General features: G+C 75.6%; 23 protein-coding genes. 16 read left to right on the top strand and 7 right to left on the bottom strand.

The genetic code is table 11. The annotated features are described in order from the left end of the window. Positions 1-16: 16 nt before the first annotated feature. The 5 genes from mftA (at position 17) to BMZ50_RS02460 (ending at position 4,631) form a co-directional block, all read left to right on the top strand. Entirely contained in the window at positions 17-133 is a 117-nt protein-coding gene (gene mftA / locus BMZ50_RS02480) for a mycofactocin precursor MftA (protein ID WP_091320844.1), read from the top strand. After that, a complete protein-coding gene (gene mftB / locus BMZ50_RS02475) occupies positions 118-516 on the top strand; it encodes a mycofactocin biosynthesis chaperone MftB (RefSeq protein ID WP_245753271.1) in 399 nt (132 codons plus the stop codon). Before mftA ends, mftB begins: the two co-directional genes overlap by 16 nt. Continuing rightward, the gene (mftC, locus tag BMZ50_RS02470; RefSeq protein ID WP_091320842.1) at positions 513-1,757 is read left to right on the top strand and encodes a mycofactocin radical SAM maturase; all 1,245 of its coding nucleotides are present in this window, start codon (positions 513-515) and stop codon (positions 1,755-1,757) included. Before mftB ends, mftC begins: the two co-directional genes overlap by 4 nt. Then, positions 1,718-3,664 carry a mycofactocin system FadH/OYE family oxidoreductase 1 gene (locus BMZ50_RS02465; RefSeq protein ID WP_342708004.1) on the top strand — a complete coding sequence of 649 codons (1,947 nt, stop codon included), beginning with the start codon at positions 1,718-1,720 and terminating at the stop codon, positions 3,662-3,664. The genes mftC and BMZ50_RS02465 overlap by 40 nt, the downstream gene beginning before the upstream one ends. A 130-nt stretch (positions 3,665-3,794) precedes the next feature. Beyond that, complete coding sequence (locus BMZ50_RS02460; RefSeq protein WP_091320840.1) at positions 3,795-4,631, top strand: mycofactocin-coupled SDR family oxidoreductase; 837 nt, start codon at positions 3,795-3,797, stop codon at positions 4,629-4,631. A 73-nt stretch (positions 4,632-4,704) separates the two neighbouring features. On the opposite strand, the gene BMZ50_RS02455 is transcribed toward BMZ50_RS02460, so the two are convergent. Further along, on the bottom strand, positions 4,705-5,085 hold the full coding sequence (locus BMZ50_RS02455) for a YchJ family protein (RefSeq protein ID WP_091320838.1): 381 nt from the start codon (positions 5,083-5,085) through the stop codon (positions 4,705-4,707). A 45-nt stretch (positions 5,086-5,130) separates the two neighbouring features. Here BMZ50_RS02455 and BMZ50_RS02450 point away from each other — a divergent pair, with 45 nt between their 5' ends. Both BMZ50_RS02450 and mftE read left to right on the top strand, forming a co-directional pair. Continuing rightward, positions 5,131-7,074 (top strand): mycofactocin system FadH/OYE family oxidoreductase 2, encoded by a 1,944-nt coding sequence (locus BMZ50_RS02450; RefSeq protein ID WP_091320837.1) that lies wholly within the window; start codon positions 5,131-5,133, stop codon positions 7,072-7,074. 14 nt (positions 7,075-7,088) lie between these two features. Then, the gene (gene mftE, locus BMZ50_RS02445; RefSeq protein WP_091320835.1) at positions 7,089-7,784 is read left to right on the top strand and encodes a mycofactocin biosynthesis peptidyl-dipeptidase MftE; all 696 of its coding nucleotides are present in this window, start codon (positions 7,089-7,091) and stop codon (positions 7,782-7,784) included. A gap of 9 nt (positions 7,785-7,793) precedes the next feature. Here mftE and BMZ50_RS02440 read toward each other — a convergent pair whose 3' ends face one another. Further along, positions 7,794-8,561, bottom strand: coding sequence for a DUF427 domain-containing protein (locus BMZ50_RS02440; protein WP_091320833.1), 768 nt, complete (start codon positions 8,559-8,561; stop codon positions 7,794-7,796). A 50-nt stretch (positions 8,562-8,611) separates the two neighbouring features. On the opposite strand from BMZ50_RS02440, the gene BMZ50_RS02435 reads away from it, so the two are divergent. From BMZ50_RS02435 to BMZ50_RS02425, 3 genes are all read left to right on the top strand, one after another. After that, a complete protein-coding gene (locus BMZ50_RS02435) occupies positions 8,612-9,154 on the top strand; it encodes a cysteine hydrolase family protein (RefSeq protein WP_091320831.1) in 543 nt (180 codons plus the stop codon). Between the two features lie 20 nt (positions 9,155-9,174). Continuing rightward, positions 9,175-10,674, top strand: coding sequence for a mycofactocin biosynthesis glycosyltransferase MftF (gene mftF, locus BMZ50_RS02430; RefSeq protein WP_245753268.1), 1,500 nt, complete (start codon positions 9,175-9,177; stop codon positions 10,672-10,674). 129 nt (positions 10,675-10,803) lie between these two features. Further along, positions 10,804-12,036 (top strand): MFS transporter, encoded by a 1,233-nt coding sequence (locus BMZ50_RS02425; RefSeq protein ID WP_091320828.1) that lies wholly within the window; start codon positions 10,804-10,806, stop codon positions 12,034-12,036. A 3-nt stretch (positions 12,037-12,039) separates the two neighbouring features. Here BMZ50_RS02425 and BMZ50_RS02420 read toward each other — a convergent pair whose 3' ends face one another. Then, complete coding sequence (locus BMZ50_RS02420; RefSeq protein WP_091320826.1) at positions 12,040-13,038, bottom strand: iron-siderophore ABC transporter substrate-binding protein; 999 nt, start codon at positions 13,036-13,038, stop codon at positions 12,040-12,042. A gap of 333 nt (positions 13,039-13,371) precedes the next feature. Between BMZ50_RS02420 and BMZ50_RS02415 the strand changes: the two genes are divergently transcribed. The 4 genes from BMZ50_RS02415 to BMZ50_RS24935 all read left to right on the top strand — a co-directional run bounded on the left by BMZ50_RS02415 (position 13,372) and on the right by BMZ50_RS24935 (position 18,263). Beyond that, positions 13,372-13,866 (top strand): (2Fe-2S)-binding protein, encoded by a 495-nt coding sequence (locus BMZ50_RS02415; RefSeq protein ID WP_091320824.1) that lies wholly within the window; start codon positions 13,372-13,374, stop codon positions 13,864-13,866. After that, positions 13,863-16,358 (top strand): xanthine dehydrogenase family protein molybdopterin-binding subunit, encoded by a 2,496-nt coding sequence (locus BMZ50_RS02410; protein ID WP_091320822.1) that lies wholly within the window; start codon positions 13,863-13,865, stop codon positions 16,356-16,358. Before BMZ50_RS02415 ends, BMZ50_RS02410 begins: the two co-directional genes overlap by 4 nt. Beyond that, positions 16,355-17,212, top strand: coding sequence for an FAD binding domain-containing protein (locus tag BMZ50_RS02405; protein WP_091320820.1), 858 nt, complete (start codon positions 16,355-16,357; stop codon positions 17,210-17,212). Before BMZ50_RS02410 ends, BMZ50_RS02405 begins: the two co-directional genes overlap by 4 nt. A gap of 97 nt (positions 17,213-17,309) precedes the next feature. Then, positions 17,310-18,263 carry an SRPBCC family protein gene (locus BMZ50_RS24935; RefSeq protein WP_091320818.1) on the top strand — a complete coding sequence of 318 codons (954 nt, stop codon included), beginning with the start codon at positions 17,310-17,312 and terminating at the stop codon, positions 18,261-18,263. Between the two features lie 27 nt (positions 18,264-18,290). Here the strand turns inward: BMZ50_RS24935 and BMZ50_RS02395 are convergent, their stop codons facing one another. The 3 genes from BMZ50_RS02395 to BMZ50_RS02385 are packed head-to-tail and all read right to left on the bottom strand — an operon-like array spanning position 18,291 to position 20,268. Beyond that, complete coding sequence (locus tag BMZ50_RS02395; protein ID WP_091320816.1) at positions 18,291-18,917, bottom strand: alpha/beta hydrolase family protein; 627 nt, start codon at positions 18,915-18,917, stop codon at positions 18,291-18,293. Beyond that, a complete protein-coding gene (locus tag BMZ50_RS02390) occupies positions 18,914-19,585 on the bottom strand; it encodes an HAD-IA family hydrolase (protein WP_091320814.1) in 672 nt (223 codons plus the stop codon). Before BMZ50_RS02390 ends, BMZ50_RS02395 begins: the two co-directional genes overlap by 4 nt. Further along, positions 19,582-20,268 (bottom strand): DedA family protein, encoded by a 687-nt coding sequence (locus BMZ50_RS02385; RefSeq protein WP_091320812.1) that lies wholly within the window; start codon positions 20,266-20,268, stop codon positions 19,582-19,584. Before BMZ50_RS02385 ends, BMZ50_RS02390 begins: the two co-directional genes overlap by 4 nt. Positions 20,269-20,332: 64 nt before the next feature. Here BMZ50_RS02385 and BMZ50_RS02380 point away from each other — a divergent pair, with 64 nt between their 5' ends. Next, the gene (locus tag BMZ50_RS02380) at positions 20,333-21,631 is read left to right on the top strand and encodes an amidohydrolase family protein (RefSeq protein ID WP_091320809.1); all 1,299 of its coding nucleotides are present in this window, start codon (positions 20,333-20,335) and stop codon (positions 21,629-21,631) included. A 42-nt stretch (positions 21,632-21,673) separates the two neighbouring features. Here BMZ50_RS02380 and BMZ50_RS02375 read toward each other — a convergent pair whose 3' ends face one another. Next, complete coding sequence (locus BMZ50_RS02375; RefSeq protein WP_091320807.1) at positions 21,674-22,489, bottom strand: MBL fold metallo-hydrolase; 816 nt, start codon at positions 22,487-22,489, stop codon at positions 21,674-21,676. Positions 22,490-22,581: 92 nt separating this feature from the next. Between BMZ50_RS02375 and BMZ50_RS02370 the strand changes: the two genes are divergently transcribed. After that, complete coding sequence (locus tag BMZ50_RS02370; RefSeq protein WP_091320804.1) at positions 22,582-24,096, top strand: TldD/PmbA family protein; 1,515 nt, start codon at positions 22,582-22,584, stop codon at positions 24,094-24,096. The last annotated feature ends 16 nt before the right edge of the window (positions 24,097-24,112 follow it).

Here is a 24,112-nt window from a genome sequence, read left to right as displayed (position 1 = left end):
TCACATTGGAGGCGTCGTGCCCGAGAACAGCACCGAGACCCAGGCCGCCGAGACGACCGCCGTCGAGGAGGTGCTCGTCGAGGAGTCGCTGGTCGAGGAGGTCTCCATCGACGGCATGTGCGGGGTGTACTGATCGACGCCCCCGTCGCGGCGCCGGCCGAGCCGATGAGTGACGCCGGCGCCGCCTTCGACCCGGCCCTGCCCTGGCGGCGGGCCCGCTCGGTGGCCCTGCGCCCCGAGCCGTTCGGTGCGCTGGTCTACCACTTCGGCAACCGGAAGCTCTCCTTCCTGAAGTCGAAGACGCTGGTCACCGTCGTCGAGACGCTGGCCGACCACCCCAGCGCCGAGGCCACCCTCGTCGCGTGCGGAGTCCCCGAGGCCCAGCGCCCCGCGTACGTCAGCGCGCTGGCCGACCTCGCACGTTCGCAGATGATCGAAGTAAGGACCTCGTCGCCCCCCACCGCTCGCGAGCTCGCGGCGGGCCCCTGCGACGAGGCCGCCCCGGAGGATTCATGACCGCAGTCCTGCCGTCCCGCACGCCCGCACCCGAGCGCCCCACCGGCGGGCGTCTCATCGACCAGTTCGAATACGGGCTGGACGCGCCGATCTGCCTGACCTGGGAGCTGACCTACGCCTGCAACCTGGCGTGCGTGCACTGCCTGTCCTCCTCGGGCCGGCGGGACCCGCGCGAGCTGAGCACCGCCGAGGCCGAGGCGGTCATCGACGAGCTGCAGCGGATGCAGGTCTTCTACGTCAACGTCGGCGGCGGCGAGCCCACCGTCCGGCCGGACTTCTGGCACCTGCTCGACTACGCCATCGGCCACGACGTCGGCGTCAAGTTCTCCACCAACGGCGTGAAGCTCGACCGGGCCCGCGCCGAGCAGCTGGCCCGCACCGACTACGTCGACGTCCAGATCTCCCTCGACGGCGCCACCGCCGAGGTCAACGACGCCGTCCGCGGCGCCGGCTCCTTCGCCACCGCGACCCGCGCGCTGGAGAACCTGGCCGAGGCCGGGATGAAGGACTTCAAGGTCTCCGTCGTCGTCACCCGCGAGAACGCCGGGCAGCTCGACGAGTTCAAGGCGCTCACCGACCGCTACGGCGCCCAGCTGCGGATCACCCGGCTGCGCCCCTCCGGTCGCGGCGCCGACGTCTGGGACCAGCTGCACCCCACCCAGGCCCAGCAGCGCGAGCTCTACCAGTGGCTGCTGGCCAACGGCGACAACGTGCTGACCGGTGACTCCTTCTTCCACCTGTCGGCCTTCGGCGAGGCCCTGCCCGGCCTCAACCTGTGCGGCGCCGGCCGGGTGGTCTGCCTGATCGACCCGGTCGGCGACGTCTACGCCTGCCCGTTCGCCATCCACGAGAACTTCCTCGCCGGCAACGTCCGCGACGAGGGCGGCTTCCAGCGGGTGTGGCAGTCCTCGGAGCTGTTCGCCGACCTGCGCAGCCCGCAGACCGGCGGCGCCTGCACGAAGTGCGCGCACTTCGACGCCTGCCGCGGCGGCTGCATGGCGGCCAAGTTCTTCACCGGCCTGCCCCTCGACGGCCCCGACCCCGAGTGCGTGCAGGGCTACGGCGAGACCGCGCTGGCCGCGCGCGACGCCGCGACCGTCACGCCGAAGAGCCACATCGACCACTCGCACAAGGGCCCGGTCCGCGGGCAGCCCACGCTGCTGGGCATGCCCTCCATCCCGAAGGCCGCGCCGGCCCGGATCTGCGACGAGTCGCCGCTGGCCGGGCTCGACCTGCGCTGACGGGCCTCACCGACCCGCTGGTCCTCGCGGGCCGGACGGCGCCCTCACGGGTGCTGTTCGGCCCGCACGAGACCAACCTCGGCCGGCGGCGGGCGCTGTCGGAGCGGCACGTCGCCTATTACGCCCGCCGGGCCGCCGGCGGCTGCGGGATCGTGGTCACCGAGACCGCCTCGGTGCACGGCAGCGACCAGCCCTACGAGCGGGCGCCGCTGGCCGCCGACTGCGGGCCCGGCTGGGCGGACGTCGTGGCCGCCTGCCGGCCCTCCGGCACGCTGGTCCTAGCCGGGCTCGGCCACACCGGCGGGCAGGGCAGTTCGGCGCACACCCAGGCCGCGCTGTGGGCGCCGTCCCGGGTGCCCGACGTCGTCACCCGCGAGGTGCCGATGGAGATGGAGCAGCCGGAGATCGACGCGCTCGTCGCCGGCTTCGCGGCCGCCGCCCGGAGCGCGGCCGCCGCGGACCTCGACGGGGTCGAGGTCGACGCCGGCGCCCGGTCGCTGCTGCGCCAGTTCGCCTCCGGCCTGACCAACACCCGCACCGACGCCTACGGCACCGACCGGCTGCTCCTCCTCCGGCAGGTGCTGGCCGCCGTTCGCGGTGAGCTCGGCGCCGGCAGGGTGCTGGCCCTGCGGCTCTCCTGCGACGAGCGGGCGCCGTGGGCCGGGATCACCCCGCCGGCCGCCGCGGAGCACGTCGCCGAGCTGGCGCCGCTGGTGGATCTGCTGGTCGTCGTCCGGGGCAGCGGCGTGGCGCCGTCGGCCTACCGGCCGGACGGGCACACGCCGCCGGGGTTCAACGCCGGGCTCACCCGCACGCTGCGGGCGGTGGCCGGCGGCACCCCGGTGGCCCTGCAGGGGTCGGTGGTGGACGTCGCCGACGCGCAGCGGGCCCTGGCCGACGGGATCGCGGACGCCGTGGAGATGACCCGCGCCCAGATCGCCGACGCCGACCTCGTGGCCAAGGCCCGCGCGGGGGTGCCGGTGCGGCCCTGCACCCTGTGCAACCAGGCCTGCCAGGTGCGCGACGTCCGCAACCCGCTCGTCGACTGCGTGGTCGATCCCGCCGACGAGGGCGGACCCGGCCATGTCTGCCCTCCGGGGGCGGGGCGGGAGGTGCTGGTCGTCGGCGGCGGGCCCGCGGGGATGGAGGCCGCCCGTGCGCTGGCTGCCGCGGGGGCCGCCGTCCGGCTGGTCGAGCGCGGCGACCGGCTCGGCGGCGCGCTGTCCCTGGTCGCCGCCCTGCCCGGCCGGGCGCGGTTCGCCGCCTTCGCCGACTGGCTGGCCGCCGAGTGCGCCCGGCTGGGGGTGCGCGTGGAGCTGGGCACGGAGGCGCCGGACGGCGGGGACGTCCGGGCTCCCGGCGGGCGCCCGCGCCCCCCGGAGTTCGCCGTCGAGGAGGGCGGTGTCGTCGTGACCGCCGCGCAGGTGCTGGCCGGGGCGGAGCTGCCGGCCGGGCCGATCGTCGTGCACGATCCGGCCGGCGGCCCGGTCGGGCCCGGGATCGCCGAGCTGCTGGCGGCGGCCGGGCGGGAGGTCGCCGTCGTCACCCCGGACGAGGTGATCGGCGCCCGGCTGGCCGGGGATCTCGCCCCGGCCAACACCCGGCTGCTGCGGGCCGGCGTGCGCCGGGAGACCGCGTCGCTGCTGCGCTCGGTCGGCGCGGGCGAGGCGGTGCTCGTCGACCGCTGGACCGGCGAGCCGCGCAGCATCCCGTGCGCGGTGCTGGTCGACGCCGGGCCCTGGCTGCCGGACGCCGGCTCCCGGGGCGGGGGTGTGGCCGCCGGGGACGCCGTCGCCCCGCGGACCGTGCTCGAGGCCGTGCTCGAGGGCCGCCGCGCCGCGCGGGCCGTGCTCGCCGGCGGCACCGCGGATGCGGGAGCGTTGCCCGGGCCAACCACCCACCCCTAGCTTGTGGCGCACGTCATCGGCGCCGCGCGCGGGCAGGGGCGATCGCACGTCCATGCCGGCTTCACCGCCAAGTGACCGACGACCAAGTGACCGACGACCACGTGACCGACGTGCGAGGGGAGCAGCAGGCATGACCGGACGAGTAGAGGGCAAGGTCGCGTTCATCACCGGTGCCGCGCGCAGTCAGGGCCGCAGCCACGCGATCCGGCTGGCCGAGGAGGGCGCCGACATCATCGCCGTCGACCTCTGCGGGCCGGTCGAGAGCATCCAGATGTACCCGCCGTCGACGCCGGAGGACCTCGCCGAGACGGTGCGGCAGGTCGAGAAGCTGGACCGCCGGATCATCGCCAGGCAGGCCGACGTCCGGGACCCGGCGGCGCTGCGGGCGGCAGTCGACGACGGGGTCGCCCAGCTCGGTCGGCTCGACATCGTGCTGGGCAACGCCGGCGTGTTCGAGCTCGCGCCGTCGCTGGAGCTCTCCGACGAGGCCTGGCGCGAGATGATCGACATCAACCTCACCGGCGTCTGGAACACCTGCAAGGTCGCGCTGCCGCACCTGATCGCGGGCGGGCGCGGCGGGGCGATCGTCCTCACCAGCTCGACCGCCGGGCTCAAGGGGACGCCCAACACCATCCACTACACCGCTGCCAAGCACGGCGTCATCGGCATCATGCGCACGCTGGCCAACGAGTTCGGCAAGCAGGCGATCCGGGTCAACACGGTGCACCCCACCGGGGTGGACACGGTGATGATCCAGAACCCGAAGACCTGGGGGCTGTTCACGCCCGACGACCCGGAGCCCACCCGGGAGAAGTTCACCGAGCTGTTCGAGACGCTGCACCCGCTGCCGGTCCCCTACGTCGACCCGGTGGACATCTCCAACGCGATCCTCTTCCTCGTCTCCGACGAGGCCCGCTACATCACCGGTGTCACGCTGCCGGTCGACGCCGGCTACACCGTGCGGTGAGGCGTCGGGTGCGGCGGCCGCCCGGCCGCCGCACCCGGTCGCTCACTGCGGACGGCCGGAGGCGGTGACGTGCTCACCCCTCTCCGTCCAGGTAGCGCCAGGCGCCGTCCACCCGGACGAACCGGCTGACCTCGTGCTGATCGCCGGACCGCCCCTCGTGGCGGTACGCGGCCCGGAACTCCACGGTCCCCTCGCCGGCCAGCAGCCCACCGCCGCTCGTGGCCAGCACGTCCAGCCCGGTCCAGCGCACCGCGGGGTCCAGCTCCAGCGTCCGCGGCCGGGTGGCCGGGTGCCAGGTCCGGAGCAGGTAGGCGGCGTCCCCGACGGCGAAGGCGCTGTAGCGGGAGCGCATGAGCTGCTCGGCGGTCGCCGCCGGCGCGGTGCCGTCGTGCAGCCGGCCGCAGCACTCGGCGTAGGGGAGGCCGGTCCCGCAGGGGCAGCGTCGAGGCGTCATGCTGCGAGTCTCCCGGGCGGCCCGGGGACGGCGAGGAGGGAGCGGATGAGCGGCTACCCGCTGCTGTTCACGCCCCTGCGGCTCGGCCCGGTCACGGTGCCCAACCGGATCGTCTTCCCGGCGCACCTCACCAACTTCGCCGAGGACGGCCTCCCGACGCCCCGGCACGCCGCGTACTACGCCGCCCGCGCGGCCGGCGGCGCCGGGTTGGTCATCACCGAGGAGTCCACGACCGACCCCGCCGACCGGCCCTACGAGAAGCTGATCCGCGGCTCCGACGACGCCGTCCTGGCCGGCTACCGGGCGCTCACCGACGCCGTCCACGCGGCGGGTGCCCCGGTGTTCGCCCAGCTCAACCACAACGGCGGCCAGTCCGACACCGCCCATACCCGGGTACCGGTCCTCGCGCCGTCCCCGGTACCCGACCCGCTGTTCCGCGCGGTGCCGCGGGAGGTCTCGGTCGCCGAGATCGCCCGGCTGGTCGCCGGCTACGCCGGGACCGCGGCCCGCTGCGCGGCGGGCGGGTTCGACGGCGTCGAGGTGCAGTGCTCGCAGTCCTCGCTGGTCCGGCAGTTCCTCTCCCGGGCCACCAACCGGCGCACCGACGGCTACGGCGGCCCGCTGGAGAACCGGGCACGGTTCCTCGTCGAGGTGCTCACCGCGGTCCGCGCGGCGGTGGGGCCGGCGCTGGCGGTCGGCGTCCGCCTGGCGGGGGAGGAGGGCGTGGCCGGCGGGACGACGCTGGACGAGGCCGTGGCGACCGCCCGGCTGCTGGCGGCGGCCGGCCTCGTCGACTGGGTCAACACCACCGTCGGCGTGGCGACGGCGACCCTCGAGCAGGTCATCCCCCCGATGACCACCCCGCCGGGCTACGCCCGGTACGTCTCCGCCGCCGTCCGGGCCGCCGTCGACGTGCCGGTGATCGGGGTGGGGCGCTTCCTGCACCCCGGGCAGGCCGAGCAGGCGCTGGCCGCCGGCGACTGCGACCTCGTCGGGCTGGTCCGCGCGCAGATCGCCGACCCGGAGTTCGCCACCAAGGTCCGCACCGGGCGCGCCGCGGAGATCCGCACCTGCCTGGGCTGCAACCAGGAGTGCGCCGGGCGGGTCGGCCTCAACCGGCCGCTGGGCTGCGTCACCAACCCGCGGGCCGGCCGGGAGGCGCCGCTGCCGCCCCCGCGCCGGCGCCGGCGGGTGCTCGTCGTCGGCGGCGGGCCGGCCGGGCTGCGGGCGGCGGCCACCGCCGCCCAGCGCGGGCACGCGGTCACCCTCCTCGAGCAGGACGCCGACACCGGCGGCGCGGTCCGGGCGGCGGCGTCGGCACCGGGCCGGTCCGGGCTGCTGCCGCTGGTGGCCGACCTGGCCGCGGAGTGCGCGCGCGCCGGCGTCGAGATCCGGGTCGGCGTGCGCGCCACCGCGGAGATGGTCCGGGACGCCGCCCCGGACGTCGTCGTCCTGGCCACCGGCGCGCGCCCGCTGCGCCCGCACTGGGCCGGGCGCGGCGACCGGGTGGTCGACGTCCGCGACGTGCTCACCGGGCGCGCGACGCCGGCCGGGTCGGTGCTGGTGGTCGACGACCTGGGCGCGGCGGCGGCCCCCTCGACCGCGGAGCTGCTCGCCGGCCGCGGCTGCGCGGTGGAGCTGGTCACCGCGGCGATGGTCGCCGGCCAGGACCTCGGGCTCACCCTGGAGATGCCCGCCTGGCAGCGGCGGGCCGCCGCGCTGGGCATCCGGCAGAGCCCCGACCGGTTCGTCGCCGACGTCGCTGCGGGGGCACGGCTGCGCGTGCGGCTGGTGCACCACCCGACCGGGGCGGAGGAGCTCCGGACCGCCGACTGGGTCGTGGTGGCGACGCCCCCGCAGCCGGCCGACGAGCTCTGGCAGGCGCTGCGGGACGACGGCCTGGAGGTGCACCGGATCGGCGACTGCCTGGCCCCCCGCCGGGCGTCCGCGGCCACCCTCGACGGCGAGCGGGTGGGCCGCGCCCTCTGACCTACGCTGCGCCGGTGACGTCCCTCGCCGGTGCGACCTGGCCGGACCTGCCCGAGCGCCCGCTGCTGCTGGTGCCGCTCGGCGCGGTCGAGCAGCACGGGCACCACCTGCCGCTGGCGACCGACACGACGGTCGCCTGCGCGGTCGCCGAGGCCGCCGCCGGCGCGCTGGACGGCGCGCTGCTGGCCCCGGCCCTGGCCTACGGCGCCAGCGGTGAGCACGAGGGCTTCCCCGGCACGATCTCCCTCGGCACCGAGGCGCTCGCCGGGCTGCTGGTCGAGTACGGCCGCTCCGCCTGCCGGTGGGCCGGGCGGCTGCTGCTGGTCAACGGGCACGGCGGCAACCTCGACGCGCTGCGCACGGCCGTGCCGCTGCTGCGGTCGGAGGGGCGGGACGTCGCCTGGTTCCCCTGCGGCGTGGCCGGCGCGGACGCGCACGCCGGGCGCACCGAGACGTCGCTGATGTTGCACGTGGAACCGGCGCGGGTGCGGACCGACCGGGCGGTGGCGGGCGAGACCACCCCGATCGCCGAGCTGCTGCCCCGGCTGCGGGCCGAGGGCGTGCGCGCGGTCAGCCCGACCGGCGTGCTCGGCGATCCGGCCGGCGCCTCGGCGGAGGAGGGCGCGCGGCTGCTCGCCGGCCTGGCCGGGCGGCTGACCGGGGCCGTCGCGGCCTGGGACGTCGACGACGCCGGCCGGCTGCGGGGTTGATCCGCCGGGTCAGTCGGAGAAGTGGGTGCGCGGCCGGGGCCGGCGCTGCCCGTCGACGACGACGTCCACCTTCTCGTCGTAGAAGGCCACCATCCCCGCGATCGGCAGCAGCTCGCGGGTCGGGAAGTCGTAGGACCAGGCCACGTCCGGGTGGACGGCGTCCCCGATCGCCACCGACCAGTAGGCGCTGGTGCGGCCCTTGTACGGGCACGCGGTCCGGGTCGGGCTGGGCACCAGGTGGGTGAGGTCGACCGCCGTCCGCGGCAGGTAGGAGCGCGGCGGCAGCCCGGTCTCGAACACCATCACCGGGGACGACGACTCGGCCAGCACCACGCCGTCGAGCTCGATGCGGACGTGCCGGGTGGACCGCAGCGCGTCGACCCGCGCGTACGGGTTGCGCGGGTGGACGAAGACCTCCTCGTCCTCCTCGAACCACGCGTCCAGCGCCGACCACTCGAAGCGCACGGTGTCCCGCAGGATCCCGGGCGCGTCGGCGCCGTGCACGAGAGCCGCGCCCGGCCGGCTCACCCCGCCCGCCCGCAGCCCGTGCCGGCGCGCGGTCCCCCGGCTCGACGTCTCGGTGGTTCCCTCGTCGACGAGGACCGCGGGGTCGACGTCGGCCAGGGGCACGTAGTACTGGGGGTAGTGCGGCCACTCCCAGACGTAGCGGGCCGCCCCGGTGTCCAGCACGGTCCGCCCGCCCAGCACGGCGCGCACCCGCCGCGGCGCGGGCTCGACGTGGTCGACGGGGACGATGGGCCCGGGGTGCTCCGGCACGGGTCCTCCTCGCGGCTGGGCGCTCGGCGTGGCTGGTTAGGGTCGGGAGTATGGGCTCTCCTCCGGGCTGGCTGCTCGTCGTCGACTACCAGGAGGTCTTCCGCGATCCGGGGTCGCCGTGGACGACGCCCCGCTTCGACGAGATCCGCCCGCGCATCCGGTCGCTGGTGGAGGCCTACCGGGACCGGGTGGTGTTCACCCGCTTCGTGGTGCCCGAGGAGCCGGTCGGCGCCTGGGTCGACTACTACGCGAAGTACGCCTACTTCCGCGAGCCGCACGCCCTCCCGCTGCTCCAGCTCTCCGAGGACCCGGGCGGCTCGCCCGTGGTCGATGCCTCGACCTTCGGCAAGTGGGTCCCCGAGGTCGCCGCGCTCGTCGGCGACGGGCCGCTCACCGTGGCCGGCGTGGCCACCGACTGCTGCGTCCTCTCCACCGTGCTGCCCGCGGCCGACGCCGGCGTCCCGGTTCGGGTGGTCGCCGACGCGTGCGCGGGGGCCGACGACGAGGCGCACGAGGACACGCTGCGGATCCTCGGGTCCTACACGCCGCTGGTCGAGGTGACCACGACGGCCGAGGCCCTCGGCGAGGGATGAGGCCCGGTCCGGCGCCCACGGTGGCCGAGCCGCCCGCCGCGCGGCTCCCCGACGGCTTCGCCGTCCGGCTGGACCCCCGGACCCGGCGCCGGGACGGCGGGACGGCGCTGCTCGGCGGCTCGCCGCTGCGGCTGGTGCGCCTCCTGCCCCGTGCCCGGGAGCTGCTGCGCGGTGACCGGCTCGTCGTCCGGGACGCCCCCACCGCCGCGCTGGCCGCCCGGCTGCTCGACGCCGGTCTCGCCCACCCCGACCTGCACGGGCCGCCGGCCGGCCGGCTCACCGTGGTCGTCCCGGTCAAGGACCGCCCCGTCGCGCTCGACCGCCTGCTGGCCGCGCTGCGGGCCGACCCGGCCACCGCGGCGGTCCCGGTGGTCGTGGTCGACGACGGCTCGGCCGACCCGGCCGCCGTGACCGCGACCGCCGCCTGCCACGACGCGCAGGTGCTGCGGCATGCCACCAGCCGTGGGCCGGCAGCCGCCCGCAACCGCGGCCTGCGCGCGGCGACCACCGAGCTGGTCGCCTTCCTCGACTCCGACTGCGTGCCGCGACCCGGCTGGGCCGCGCCGCTGCTGCGCCACTGCGCCGATCCCCGGCTGGCGTTGGTGGCCCCGCGGATCACCGCCCTGCCCCGGCCCGAACGGCCTTCGGGGCCACACAGGCCGTTCGCGGGGTGGGTGGATCGCTACGAGACGGCGGTGAGCGCGCTGGACATGGGCCCGCACCCCGCGCCGGTGCTGCCCGGGACGGCGGTGTCGTACGTGCCCAGCGCAGCGCTGCTGGCCCGCCGGGACGCGCTCGGGATCGGCTTCGACGAGACGATGCGCGTCGCCGAGGACGTCGACCTGGTCTGGCGGCTGACCGCGGCCGGCTGGCGGGTGCGCTACGAGCCGGTCGCCGCAGTGGCCCACGAGCACCCGTCGGAGACGGCGGAGTGGTTGCGGCGCCGCGCCTTCTACGGCACCGGCGCCGCCCTGCTGGCCGCCCGGCACGGCGCCGCGGTCGCCCCGGTGGTGCTCTCGCCCTGGTCCGCGCTGGCCTGGGTTCTCGCGCTGACCGGCGGCCGGCCCGGACGCGGCGCCGCCGCCGGGGTGCTCGCGGTGGCCACCGGCCGCCTGGCCCGGCGGCTGGCCCGCCCGGGGGAGCGGCCGCCCCTCGCGCTCGCGGGGACCCTCGTGCTGCGGGGCACCGCCGCGGCCGGCCGCACCCTCGTCCGCGCGGCCACCCGGCACCACTGGCCGGTGGCGCTGGCCGTCGGGGTGCTCTCGAGGCGGGCCCGGCGGTGGGTCGCCGCGGCCGCGGTCGCCGACGCCGCCGTCGCCTGGTGGCCGCAGCGCCGCCGGGTCGGCCCGCTCCGGTTCGCCGCCGCCCGGCGGCTGGAGGACCTCGCCTACGGCGCGGGCCTGTGGTGGGGCGTGCTGCGCGCCCGCGACCCGCGCGCCCTCCTGCCCACCCGCCCGTCACCGGTGCAGCGCGCGGCCCCGCCTGGTGGCAAGCGGCCTGACCGGCCACGACGAGGATGACATGGCCCACAGCCCGCACCCCCGCCGTGACGGTCTCACCGTGGCTGGCCCTCCCTGCCGGCCGGCGGGCCGAGCCCAGCCCTGACCCGCCGGGAATGCCGGCCGCCCGACCGGCCTTCGCACCGTTACGTGAGCGCTCCCGCCCGTGAGGTCCCGTCCCTGAGCGCCCGGCGGGTCGCCGTCGCGGTCCTCGCGCTCGCCCTGGGCGGGTTCGCCATCGGGACCACCGAGTTCGTCACCATGGGCCTGCTGCCCGACATCGCCGAGGGGATCGGCGTGGACATCCCCTCGGCCGGGCACGTCATCTCCGCCTACGCGCTGGGGGTGGTGGTCGGCGCGCCGGTGATCGCCGCTTCCGCCGCCCGGCTGCCCCGTCGGGCCCTCCTGGTCGGGCTCATGGCCGCCTTCCTGGTCGGCAACCTCTGCAGCGCCCTGGCCCCGGACCGGTCGACGCTGCTGCTCGCCCGGTTCGTCAGCGGCCTGCCGCACGGCGCCTACTTCGGGGTCGCCTCGCTGGTGGCCGCCGGCCTGGTCGCCCCGCACCTGCGCGGCCGCGCGGTCAGCTCGGTCATGCTCGGGCTGGCGGTCGCCAACGTCGCGGGCGTGCCCGCGGCCACCTGGCTCGGTCAGCAGGTGGGCTGGCGGGCGGCCTACTGGGCGGTGGTCGTCCTCGCCGTGCTCACGGTGCTCGCGGTGCTGGCCGTCGTCCCCTCCTCGCCTGGCCGGGCCGGGGCCACGGTGCGGACCGAGCTCGTCGCCCTCCGCCGGCCGCAGGTGCTGCTCACCCTGCTCGTGGCCACGGTCGGCTTCGGGGGCATGTTCGCCGTCTACAGCTACATCGCGCCGCTGGTGACCGAGGTGGCCGGGCTCTCCCGCGGGGCGGTGCCGTGGGTGCTGCTCGCCTTCGGCGTGGGCGGCGTCGCGGGGACGGCGCTGGGCGGCCGGCTGGCCGACGTCGCGCTGTTCCGTTCGCTGGTGGGCGCGATGGTGACGGTCGGCGTGCTGCTCGCCGGGATCCCGCTCGTGGCCGGCTGGTGGCCAGGCCTGGGCGTCGCGATGTTCCTGCTCTCGGCGACCGCCTCGGTGCTGGTCGTGTGCCTGCAGATGCGGCTGATGGAGGTCGCCGGCGATGCGCAGATGCTCGGCGCGGCGCTCAACCACTCGGCGCTGAACGCGGCGAACGCGCTGGGTGCCTGGCTCGGCGGCCTGGTGATCGCCGCGGGCCTCGGGTACACCGCGCCGGCGCTGGTGGGGGCGGGCCTGGCCGCCGTCGGCCTGCTCGCGCTCAGCACGTCGGCCGTGCTGCGCCGCCGGGAACGGCGGGCCGGGCCGGTGCAGAGGGTGCCCGCACCGGCCCGGTGACCGTCACTGCTGCAGCGCCCCCGCGAACACCGGGACGGCGTTCTCCAGCGCGTACAGGGTGCCCGGCGCGGTGCCGCTGGAGAAGGCGTTGATCAGCGTCTGGTCGTCCAGCACGACCGCGTGCCCGGCCTGCACCGACGGCAGGGTCTGCCACAGCGGGTTGCCGGTGATCTCGGCGGCGTCGACGAAGATGGGGAAGATCGCCGTCAGCGGGGCGTCGAAGAGCCGCAGCTCCTCCTCGCTGACCTGGACGTAGAAGCTCTCCCCGGCCAGCTCCTGGATCGCCGGCGTGTTCACGAAGCCCAGCGCCTCCATGAAGTCGACCCGGGTGTCCCCGCGGACGTAGGCGCCGAAGCCTTCCGAGGAGTAGGCGCCGACGGCGACCTCGGTGCCCTCGAAGGACGGGTTGGCCTCGCGGGCGTCGGCGAACCGCTGCTCGACCTCGTCGGCCAGCGCGGCGGCCTCGTCGCTGCGGCCCAGGGCCTGGCCGACCAGCTCGAGCTGCTGCTGCCAGGTGGTCTGGTACGCGCCCACGCCCTCGGGCTGGCCGATCGTCGGGGCGATCGCGCTCAGCGCGTCGTAGCGCTCCTGGGTGGCGGCCGATCGGGTGTCGAGGATCAGGTCGGGTTCCAGGGCGGCGATCGCCTCCAGGCTGGGCTCGAGCGTCTCGATGAGCTCCGGGGCCTCGTCGTAGAGCCCCTCCGACCAGGGGCCGACCCCCTCGCCGCCGAAGCCGAGCCAGTCGCTGGCGCCCACGGGCTGCACGTCGAGGGCCAGCGCGGTCTCCGCGTCGCCCCAGCCGAGGGCCACGACGCGGGTCGGCTCCTCCTCGACGGTCACCTCGCCGAACGCGGTCTCGACGGTCACCGGGAAGGCCTCGGACGAGCCGCCGGCCGCGGCCGCGCCGTCCTCCCCGGGGCCGTCGGCGCCGGAGCTGCAGCTGGTCGTGAGGACGGCGGCGGCCACCAGGGCGGCGCCGAGCAGGACGGGACGGGGCGGCATGGGAACTCCTCGCTTCGGATAGGTAAGGCTCACCTAACCGCATGGTGGTCACGACCGGGTCACGGGCAGGGGGTGGGGTGGTGCGACCGTGCAACGTTGCGCTACGACGCTGTTCCGGTTGGCCCGCGCGACCGATCTTCCTCGTATGCGGAGGGCCCACGCAGCGTGGCTCCGCTTCCGCGGAGTCGAAACCAGGAGCCGTGCGAATGAGTGTGGCCTAACTCACCGGAGCGTTGACAGACTCCGCCGTAGGTGGCGCTCCGCGGGCAGCCGCACGAGCCCCTGCACCCACGAGCGCCTGCACCCACGAGCCTGCAACGAAGCGGAGGACTGGTGAGCCAGATCAATGTGCGCGTCGACGGGGTGGCCTACACCGACGACGTCGAACCCCGGACCCTGTTGGTCCACTACCTGCGGGAGCAGCTGGGCAAGGTCGGCACCGTCATCGGCTGCGACACCAGCAACTGCGGCGCCTGCACCGTGCACCTCGACGGCGCGGCGGTGAAGTCCTGCACCGTGCTGGCCGTCCAGGCCGACGGCGGCGAGGTCACCACGATCGAGGGGCTCGCGCAGGACGGCGCCCTGCACCCGATGCAGAAGGCTTTCCACGAGATGCACGGACTGCAGTGCGGGTTCTGCACGCCCGGGATGATCATGGCCTCGGTGGACCTGCTCCGGGAGAACCCGAACCCGAGCGAGACCGAGATCCGCGAGGGCATCGAGGGCAACCTCTGCCGCTGCACCGGCTACCAGAACATCGTGCGCGCCGTGCAGCAGGCCGCCGGCGAGATGGCCGGCTCCGCATCCGCCCGCGAGGAGGTCCGATGACCGTCACCGAGGAGCCCGCCGTCACCCAGGCCCCGCCCCGGGAGGTCGGCCGGCCCCGCCGCCGCAAGGAGGACGCCCGGCTGATCACCGGCCGGACGACGTGGACCGACAACATGGTCCTGCCCGGGATGCTGCACCTCGCGGTCGTACGCAGCCCCGTCGCGCACGCCCGGATCACCGGCATCGACGTCAGCGCGGCGCGCTCCGCGCCCGGCGTGGTCGCCGTCTTCACCGGCCGCGACTTCGCCGACGAGCAGGGCTCGATCCCCTGCGCCTGGCCGGTGACGCCGGACATGGTCAACCCCGGCCACCCGTCGATCGCCGTCGAGACGGTCAACCACGTCGGCGAGGCGGTGGCCGTCATCGTCGCGCGCAGCAGGACCGCCGCGGCCGACGCCGTCGAGCTGGTCGACGTCGACTACGACCTGCTGCCGGTCGTGCTCGACATGGAGCAGGCCCTCGCCGACGGCGCGGACCGGGTCCACGACCACATCGGGTCCAACGAGAGCTACCGGTTCGTCTTCGACGCCGGGGAGGCCGGCACCGGCGCCGACACCGAGCAGGCCTTCGCCGACGCCGAGGTCGTGGTCAGCCGCCGGTTCGTCCAGCAGCGGCTCATCCCCGCGTTCATGGAGCCGCGCGCGGTCGTCGTCCAGCCCCAGGGCGACAACTACACGATGTGGTCGGCCACCCAGGTGCCGCACATCCTCCGGCTGATGCTCGCGATGATCACCGGCGTCCCCGAGCACAAGCTCCGCGTCGTCGCCCCCGACGTCGGGGGCGGGTTCGGCGGCAAGCTGCAGGTGACCCCGGAGGAGGTCCTCTCGCTGCTGGTCGCCCGCCGGCTGGGCAAGCCGGTCAAGTGGGCCGAGACCCGCAGCGAGTCGCTGATGAGCGCCCACCACGGCCGCGACCAGATCCAGTACATCGACATCGCGGCCGACCGCGAGGGCAACGTCAAGGGCCTGCGCTGCCGGATCCTCGCCGACATGGGCGCCTACCTGCGGCTGGTCAGCCCCGGCGTCCCCGTGCTCGGCGCGTTCATGTTCGCCGGCATCTACAAGTTCCCGGCCTACCGGTTCGACTGCTCGGGGGTCTTCACCAACAAGACCCCCACCGACGCCTACCGCGGCGCCGGCCGGCCGGAGGCGACCTTCGCCGTCGAGCGGATCATGGACGAGCTCGCCGTCGAGCTCGGCATGGACCCGCTCGAGCTGCGCCGCAAGAACTGGATCCGGCCCGAGGAGTTCCCGTTCACCACGGTGGCCGGGCTCGAGTACGACAGCGGCAACTACGACGCCGCGACGCAGCAGGCGCTGGAGCTCATCGGCTACGACGAGCTGCGCGCCGAGCAGCAGCGGCGCCGGGAGGCGAACGACCCGGTGCAGCTCGGCATCGGCTTCTCCACCTTCACCGAGATGTGCGGCCTGGCGCCCTCCCGGGTGCTCGGCTCGCTGTCCTACGGGGCCGGTGGCTGGGAGCACGCCGCCATCCGGATGCTGCCCACCGGCAAGGTCGAGGTCGTCACCGGCTCCTCGCCGCACGGCCAGGGCCACGAGACGGCGTGGAGCCAGCTGGTCGCCGACACCCTCGGCGTCCCGTTCGAGGACGTCGAGGTGTTGCACGGGGACACCTCGGTGGCCCCCCGCGGGCTGGACACCTACGGGTCCCGCTCGCTGGTCGTCGGCGGCGCCGCGGTGGTGCGGGCCGCCGAGAAGGTGATCGCGAAGGCCCGGAAGGTCGCCGCCCACCTGCTGGAGGCCAGCGAGGAGGACCTGGACTACTCCGGCGGGACGTTCTCCGTCCGCGGGACGCCGGGCGCCGGGGTGAGCATCCAGGAGATCGCCCTGGCCACGTTCGCCGCGCACAACTTCCCCGAGGGGGTCGAGCCCTCGATCGACGCGGACGCCACCTTCGACCCGGTCAACTTCTCCTTCCCCCACGGCACGCACATCTGCGCCATGGAGGTCGACACCGAGACCGGCATGGTGAAGATCCGCAAGTACGCCTGCGTCGACGACGTCGGGACGATCGTCAACCCGCTGATCGTCGAGGGGCAGGTGCACGGCGGGCTGGCCCAGGGCATCGCCCAGGCGCTGTACGAGGAGGCCGTGTACGACGCCGACGGCAACCTCACCACCGGCACCTTCGTCGACTACCTGGTCCCCTCGGCCGCCGACCTGCCGCACTTCGACACCGGCAACACGGTGCACGAGGCGCCCGGCAACCCGATCGGCGCCAAGGGTGTCGGCGAGGCCGGCTGCATCGCCAGCACCCCGGCGGTGGTGAACGCCGCGCTGGACGCCGTCCGGCACCTCGGGGTGCGTGACATCCGGATGCCGCTGACGCCCGAACGGGTCTGGCGGGCACTGCACGACGGCGGGGACGGCGGCGACCGCGCCACCGCCGGCACCAACGCGTACGGCGGGGCGCAGACCGAGACCACCGCCGGCGTCTCCACCCCGCAGTCCGCCCTCGGAGGTGACCGGTGATCCCCGCTGCGTTCGAGTACGCCCGCCCCACCACCGTCGACGAGGCCCTGCAGGCCATCGCCGACGGCGGGGAGGACGTCAAGATCCTCGCCGGGGGGCAGTCGCTGATCCCGGTCATGCGGCTGCGCCTGGCGGCGCCGGAGACGGTGGTCGACCTGTCCCGGATCGAGGAGCTGCGCGGCGTCCGGGACGACGGGGACGCCCTCGTCATCGGGGCCATGACCACGCACCACGACGTGCTCACCGACCCGCTGATCGCGCAGCACGCACCGCTCATCGCCGCGGCGACGGAGACGGTGGCCGACCGGCAGGTGCGGGCCCGGGGCACCTTCGGCGGGGCGCTGGCCCACGCCGACCCCGCCGGTGACCTGCCGGCGGTGGCGCTCGCCCTGGACGCCGAGTTCGTCATCGCCGGCCCCGGCGGGCGACGGACCGTGCCCGCGGCGGACTTCTTCGTCGACTACCTCACCACCGCGCTGGAGGAGGGGGAGCTGCTCGTCGAGATCCGCGTCCCCAAGCTGGCCGGCCAGTGGGGCATGCACTACGAGAAGTTCAACCGGGTGGCGCAGGCCTGGTCGATCGTGGCCGTCGCCGCCGTGGTGCGGCGGGACGACGGGCACATCGCGGAGGCCCGGATCGGGCTGACCAACATGGGGCCGACGCCGCTGCGCGCCCGGGCGGCGGAGTCGGCCCTGGCCGGGGCGGAGGCCAGCGCCGAGGCGATCGCCGCGGCGGCACGATCGGCCGCCGAGGGCACCAGTCCCAGCAGCGACCTCAACGCGCAGGCCGACTACCGGGAGCACCTGGCCCAGGTGCTGACTCGCCGGGCGGTCACGGCGGCCGCAGGGTTGTAGCGTCGGTCACCCGCACCCGGTCCCCGCCAGTCCCCCTCGGCCGGCCCGCCCTCCCCGGGGCGGACCGGCCGAGCCACGTACCCCAGGAGGTCGCACCGTGCAGTTGGAGAACTCGTTCACCGTCCCCGTGCCCATCGACGAGGCCTGGCGGGTGCTGCTGGACATCGAGCGCATCGCGCCGTGCATGCCCGGTGCCGCCCTCGACTCGGTCGAGGGCGATGACTTCACCGGCCGGGTGAAGGTCAAGCTCGGCCCGATCAACCTCACCTACCAGGGCAAGGCGTCCTTCGTGGAGAAGGACGAGGCCGTGCACCGGGCGGTCATCGACGCCAAGGGCAAGGACCAGCGGGGCAACGGGACGGCCGCAGCGACGATCACGGCCAACCTGAAGCCGGAGGGGGCAGCCACGCGGGTCGACGTCCTGACCGACCTCAACATCACCGGCCGGCCGGCCCAGTTCGGCCGCGGCGTGATGACCGACGTGGGCAACAAGCTGCTCGGCCAGTTCGCCGACAAGCTCGCCGCGCAGCTGGGCGCCGGGGAGGCCCCCGCTCCGCAGCCGTCGCCGGCGACGACCGCGGGGAAGGCGGCGGCCACCGCCGCCGGCGCCGTCGAGGAGGCCGCCGCGGCCGCGGAGCAGGTGCCCGGGGAGGGCGCGGCCGCCCAGAAGACCCGCAAGGCCGCCACCGCCACCAAGAAGACCGCCGCGGCCGCCGCGGACAAGGCGGCGTCCACGGTCGAGGCGACGGCGGCGCAGCCCACGGCCCAGCCGGCCCCGACGGAGGCAGCAGCTCCGGGGGCCACCGCTCCGGCGGCTGTGGCCCCGTCGATCACTGCTCCGACGGCCACTGCTCCGTCGGTCGCGACCCCGGTGGCTCCGGTGACCGCGGCCCCCGCCGCACCCCGTCCGCAGGCGGTCGTCGAGCCCGAGCCGATCGACCTGCTCGAGGTGGCCGGCGGGGCGGCCTTCGCCCGCTACGCCCAGCCGGCGGCCGGCATCGCGGTGCTCCTCCTGCTGATCACCTGGATCATCCGCCGGCGCCGGAGCTGAGCGGTGCGGGGTCGTCGGGGAGCACCCTCACCCGGCGACCCCGCTCAGCCAGTCCACGGCCGCGGCCGCGACGACCTCGACGTTCCGCTCGAGCGCGTGGTCCCCGGGGACGGCGTACACCGAGGCGCCGGCCTGCCCCGACAGCGCCGCGGCGACCGCCTCCGGGCTGCCGAAGGCGTCCCGCTCGCCCTGCACCACGCCTAGCGGCACCGCCACCCCGGCCAGCTCCCCGGCGCGGCTGCGCTCGGGACGGCCGGGCGGGTGCAGCGGGAAGGCCAGGCAGAGCACGCCCGCGGCGCCCTGCTCGCCCGCGGTACGGCAGGCCACGCGCGCGCCCGCGCTGCGCCCGCCGAGCACCAGCGCCCCGTCCAGCCGGCCGGCCTCGCGCAGCCCGTCCAGCACTGCCCGCCAGGCGACGTCGAGCCGGGCCGGTGCCGGGGCGATCCGCTTCCCGGCCACCCGCCATGGCTGCTCCACGCGCAGGACCCGCCAGCCCGCCCCGGCCGCCGCGGCGGTCACCGCGCGCAGGTCCGCGGACTCCACCCCGCCGCCGGCGCCGTGACCGAGGACGAGCGCGCCACGGAGGCCGCCGTCCGGTTCGGTCGCGGTGACCCGGGCCGGGCCGAGCGGGGTCTCCAGCTGCAGCGCCGTCACCGGGGCGGCAGGGCCAGCAGCGCGTCCACCGCGCCGGCCAGGTCGCCGGCGACGATCGCGGCCGGGTCGTAGACCTGCGGGTAGACCCGCTCGGCGCGCGGGAACCAGGCGCCGGTGAGGCCCGCCTGCAGCGCGCCGTGCACGTCCCAGGCGTGGGCGGCGACCAGCGCCATCCGCTCGGGGGCGACGTCGCACACACCGGCCGCCCAGAGGTAGACCGACCGGGCCGGCTTCCAGGTCCGGATCACCTCGCTGGACAGCGACCGCTCCACCAGCGCCTGCACGCCCCCGCGCTCCAGCCCCGCCTCGGCGACCCCGGGCGAGCCGTGGGTGAGGGTCACCACCCGCACGCCGGCCTCGGCCAGCCGCCGCAGCGCCGGTTCCACGTCGGCGTGCGGGACCAGCTCGAGGAAGGCGTCGGCGACCCGGGACCGGTCGGCCGCCGGCAGCGGGCTCGCCTGGGCGAGGGCTGCGTCGAACGCGTCGCGGAAGCGGCACCAGGTGCCGGCGGTGGCCGTCGCGAACCCGGTGAGCAGGGTGCGGGCGAACACGGCGGGCAGCAGGTCGGCGGGCTGGCCGAGCTCGACCAGGGCGGCCCGCACCGGGGCGAGGTCGAGCAGCGTCTCGTTGACGTCGAACGCGACGACGTCGGGCCGAGCGGCGCTCATGCCCCGGGCCGATCGAGGTCCCCGCCGGGGGCGGGGTCGGTGGCGGCCGTGCGGCGGTGCCGGCGGACGGCCTTGGCCCGCTTCCACACCAGCCAGCCCACGCCCAGCGCCACCGCGGCGTAGAGCAGGTAGTCCATGTAGTGCAGGTACTCGTTGACGATGTCGCCGACCGCCACGCCGAGGCCGATCAGCACGCTGTTCCAGATGAGGCTGCCGGCGGCCGAGTAGAGGACGAACTGGCCGAACGGCATGCGCACCACCCCGGCGGGGACCGAGATGAAGCTGCGCACGATCGGCACCATCCGGCCGAAGAAGACCGCGGCCCGGCCGTGCCTGCGGAACCAGTCGAAGGTGCGGTCGACGTCCGCGGTCTCCACCAGCGGCAGCCGGTCGAGGAAGGCGTGCGAGCGGCGCGGGCCCAGCGCCCGGCCGATGTAGTAGAAGAAGATCGCGCCGAGGATCGAGCCGAGGGTGGCGAAGAGGACCACCGGGACGACCGACATCCGGCCGTCGTTGATCAGCACACCGGCCAGGCCGAGCACCGCCTCGCTGGGGATCGGCGGGATCACCGTCTCCAGCAGGATGGACAGGCCCACGCCCACCGGCCCCAGCGTCTCCACCAGGTTCAGCAGGAAACCGGTGATCCCGCCCTCGTCGGATGCGGCGGCGGCGAGGAACGACATGGGCTCCACGGTAACGGCGCGGTCCGGGCGGGACCTGGCGGCGGCGGGGGTAGGTTGCCCGGGCATGCGGCAGCGCTTCACCGCCCGGGCTGTCGTCGTCGGGGACCGCGCGGGCACCGTGGTGCCCGACGCCGTGGTCGACGTCGACGACGGCCGGATCAGCTGGGTCGGCCCGGCCGACGACGCCCCGCCGGCCGGGGATGCCGCGACCGTCGCCGTTCCCGGCGTGCTGGCCCCGGGGATGGTGAACACCCACTCGCACGCGCCGATGGTGCTGTTCCGCGGGCAGGCCGAGGGGTTGCCGTTGGAGCGCTGGCTGCGTGAGGTGATCTGGCCCCGTGAGGGGCGGCTCACCCCCGACGACGTCGAGGTGGCGATGACCGCGGCGTCGGCGGAGATGCTCCGCGGCGGGGTGACCACCAGCGTGGAGATGTACTTCTCCCCCGAGCGGATCGCCGCGGCGGTGGGCCGCACCGGCGCCCGGGCGGTCATCGCGACGCCGCTGCTGCCGTTGCCCGGGATGCCGCCGCTGGCCGACCAGCTGCGGGACGCCGTGGCGCTGGCCGCCGGGGTCCCCGAGGACGGCACCGTCGAGTACGGGCTCGGGCCGCACGCGGCCTACACGGTGCCGCTCCCGGTGCTCCGCGACGCGGCCGCCGCGGCCCGGGAGCACGGCCTGCTGTTCCACCTGCACGTCGCGGAGACCGCGAGCGAGGGCGCCGGCCTGCTGGCCACCCACGGGTTGTCGGTACCCGCGCTGCTGGCCGCGCACGACGTGCTCGGCGGCCGGGTGCTGGCCGCGCACTGCGTGCACATGGACGACGGCGACCTGGAGCTGTGGCGCGAGTACGACGTCGCGGTCGCGCACTGCCCGGCGAGCAACGCGAAGCTGGCCAGCGGCGTGGCGCGGGTGCGGGCGATGCTCGACCGCGGCATCCGGGTCGGCCTGGGTACCGACGGGCCGGCGTCCAACGACGGGCTGGACCTGCTGGCCGACGTCCGGCTGGCCGCGCAGCTGGCCCGGCTGGCCGAGCGGTCGGCGACCGCACTGACCGCCGCCGAGGCGTTCTGGCTGGCCACCGGGGCGGCCGCTGACGCGATCGGGCGCCCCGACCTCGGGCAGCTGGCCGCCGGGCGCCGGGCCGACCTCGTGCACGTCGACACCCGCGATCTGCTGTTCGAGCCGGTGGGGGACCCCGGCGACCTGCTCACCCACCTGGTCTGGTCCGGCGCCTCCCGGCTGGTGCGCGACGTGTGGGTCGGCGGCCGGCCGGTGGTGCGCGACGGCGCCTGCACGACGGTGGACGCCGAGGCGCTGCGGGCCGACGTCGCCAACCGCGCCGCCCGCCTGGCCGGCCGGTAGCGGAGTGGATTCGTCCGCGTGACGCGGACGAATCCACTCCGCTCAGGCGCGCAGGGAGATCGTCTCGCCACGGACCACGGTGCGCAGCTCTCCGGGTGCCCGCCGGGCGGCGACCTCGCGCACGAAGTCGCCCAGCGGGGACTTGAACCGGTCGTAGTCGTCGTAGTGGATGGGCACGGTCACCGGCGGCTTCAGCAGCTCCAGGAGGTCGGCGCCCTGCCGGCCGTCCATGGTGACGGTGACGCCGAGCGCCTTCGTGCCGCCGAGGTGCGGGATGACCACGTCCAGCGGGCCGCAGCGCTGCAGTACCTCCCCGAGGAAGGGGCGGAACAGGGTGTCGCCGCTGATGTAGCCGCGCCAGCTCACCTCACCGCCGCGGATCAGCTCCAGGACGCTGCCCATCACCGGCGGCAGCAGCTTCGCCATCGGCCCGGGCCCGTGCACGCCGGGCACCGAGGTGATCCGCAGCGTCTCTCCGTCGCGGCCGAGCTCGTGCCGCTGCCAGGGGCGCAGGTCCGCGGTGGCGACGAAGCCCCGCTGGCCCAGCCGCCTGGCTGCCGCCGGGGTGGTCACCAGCGGGGTGGTGGGGTCCAGGTGCCGGGTGGCGATCCGGTCCCAGTGGTCGCCGTGCAGGTGCGACAGCACGATCGCGTCCAGCAGCGGTAGCTGCGGCGGCTCCAGCGCGGGCTCGGTGAGCCGCTTGGTCCACAGCCCGTATCCGAGGTACGCGCGCTGCCCCCGGTGCAGGAAGTTGGGGTCGGTGAGCAGCGTGAAGTTTCCGATGCGCAGCAGGGTCGTGGCGTTGCCGCCGAAAGTGAGGGTGACGTCGTCGGCGGGGGACTGCGGGGACGAGGCCATGCCTGCGGGTACCCCTCGGGCCGACCCCCAACGCCGGATATCGCGAAAACCGACCAGGGGAGGCGGACCGCGGGGGCTGGTAGACAGAGCGGGTGGCTGCCTCCCATGACGTGGACGCGTCCTTCCTCGCCCTCCCCCTCGATGCGCTGACCGACGCCGCGCTCTCCCGCGCCCGCGACCTCGGCTGCGAGCACGCCGACCTGCGGGTGGAGCGGATCCGCACCCAGTCGATCAGCCTGCGCGACGCCCGGCTGGAGGCCCTCGTCGACGGCGAGGACCTCGGGTTGGCGGTGCGGGTCATCCACGAGGGCACCTGGGGGTTCGCCGCGGGCGTCGTGCTCACCGCCGCCGAAGCCGTCCGGCTGGCCGAGGAGGCCGTCGCGGTCGCCCGGGTCTCCGCCGCGGTCAACAGCGACCGGGTCGCGCTGGCCCCCGAGCCGGTGTACCCCGCCGCCGTCCACGTCTCCGACTACGCCCTCGACCCGTTCGAGGTGCCCGACGCCGAGAAGACCGGCCGGCTCACCGAGCTGTCGGAGCGGCTGCTGTCCGCGGACGGCGTGGAGCACGTGCAGACCAGCTGCCTGATGGTCAAGGAGCAGAAGTACTACGCCGACACCGCGGGCACCCGCACCCGGCAGCAGCGGGTGCGCCTGCACCCGGAGATCACCGCGCTGACCGTCGACCGCAACACCGGCGCGTTCGAGAGCATGCGCACCCTCGCCCCGCCGGTCGGCCGCGGCTGGGAGTACCTCACCGGCACCGGCTGGGACTGGGACGGCGAGCTGGCCGAGATCCCCGAGCTGCTGCGGGAGAAGACCAAGGCCCCCTCGGTCGAGGCCGGCCGGTACGACCTCGTCGTCGACCCGTCCAACCTGTGGCTGACCATCCACGAGTCCATCGGCCACGCCACCGAGCTGGACCGGGCGCTGGGCTACGAGGCCGCCTACGCCGGCACCTCCTTCGCCACCGTCGACAAGCTCGACACCCTGCAGTACGGCTCGCCGCTGATGAACGTGACCGGCGACCGGACCGCCGAGCACGGGCTGTCCACCGTCGGCTGGGACGACGAGGGCGTCGCCGGTCAGCAGTGGGACATCGTCAAGGACGGCGTGCTCGTCGGCTACCAGGTCGACCGGAACATGGCCCGGCTGCGTGGGCTGCCCCGCTCCAACGGCTGCGCGTTCGCCGACTCCTCCCGGCACGTGCCGGTGCAGCGGATGGCCAACGTCTCGCTGCAGCCGGCGCCCGGCGGGCCCTCGACCGAGGAGATCATCGCCGGGGTCGAGCGCGGCATCTACGTCGTCGGCGACAAGAGCTGGTCGATCGACATGCAGCGCTACAACTTCCAGTTCACCGGCCAGCGGTTCTACCGGATCGAGGGCGGCCGGCTGGCCGGGCAGCTCAAGGACGTCGCCTACCAGGCGACGACGACGGACTTCTGGGGTTCGATGAGTGTCGTCGGTGGGCCGCAGACCTACGTCCTGGCCGGCGCTTTCAACTGCGGCAAGGCCCAGCCCGGGCAGACCGCCCCGGTCAGCCACGGCTGCCCGGCGGCCCTGTTCCAGAACGTCAACATCCTCAACACGGTGCAGGAGGCCGGGCGATGAGCGGTGCGAGCGCCAG

It is taken from the genome of Geodermatophilus ruber (genome assembly GCF_900114385.1).
Classification (GTDB): Bacteria; Actinomycetota; Actinomycetes; order Mycobacteriales; family Geodermatophilaceae; genus Geodermatophilus; species Geodermatophilus ruber.
Note: the sequence above shows the minus strand (reverse complement) of the source record. Positions and strands in the feature narration are given on the sequence as shown.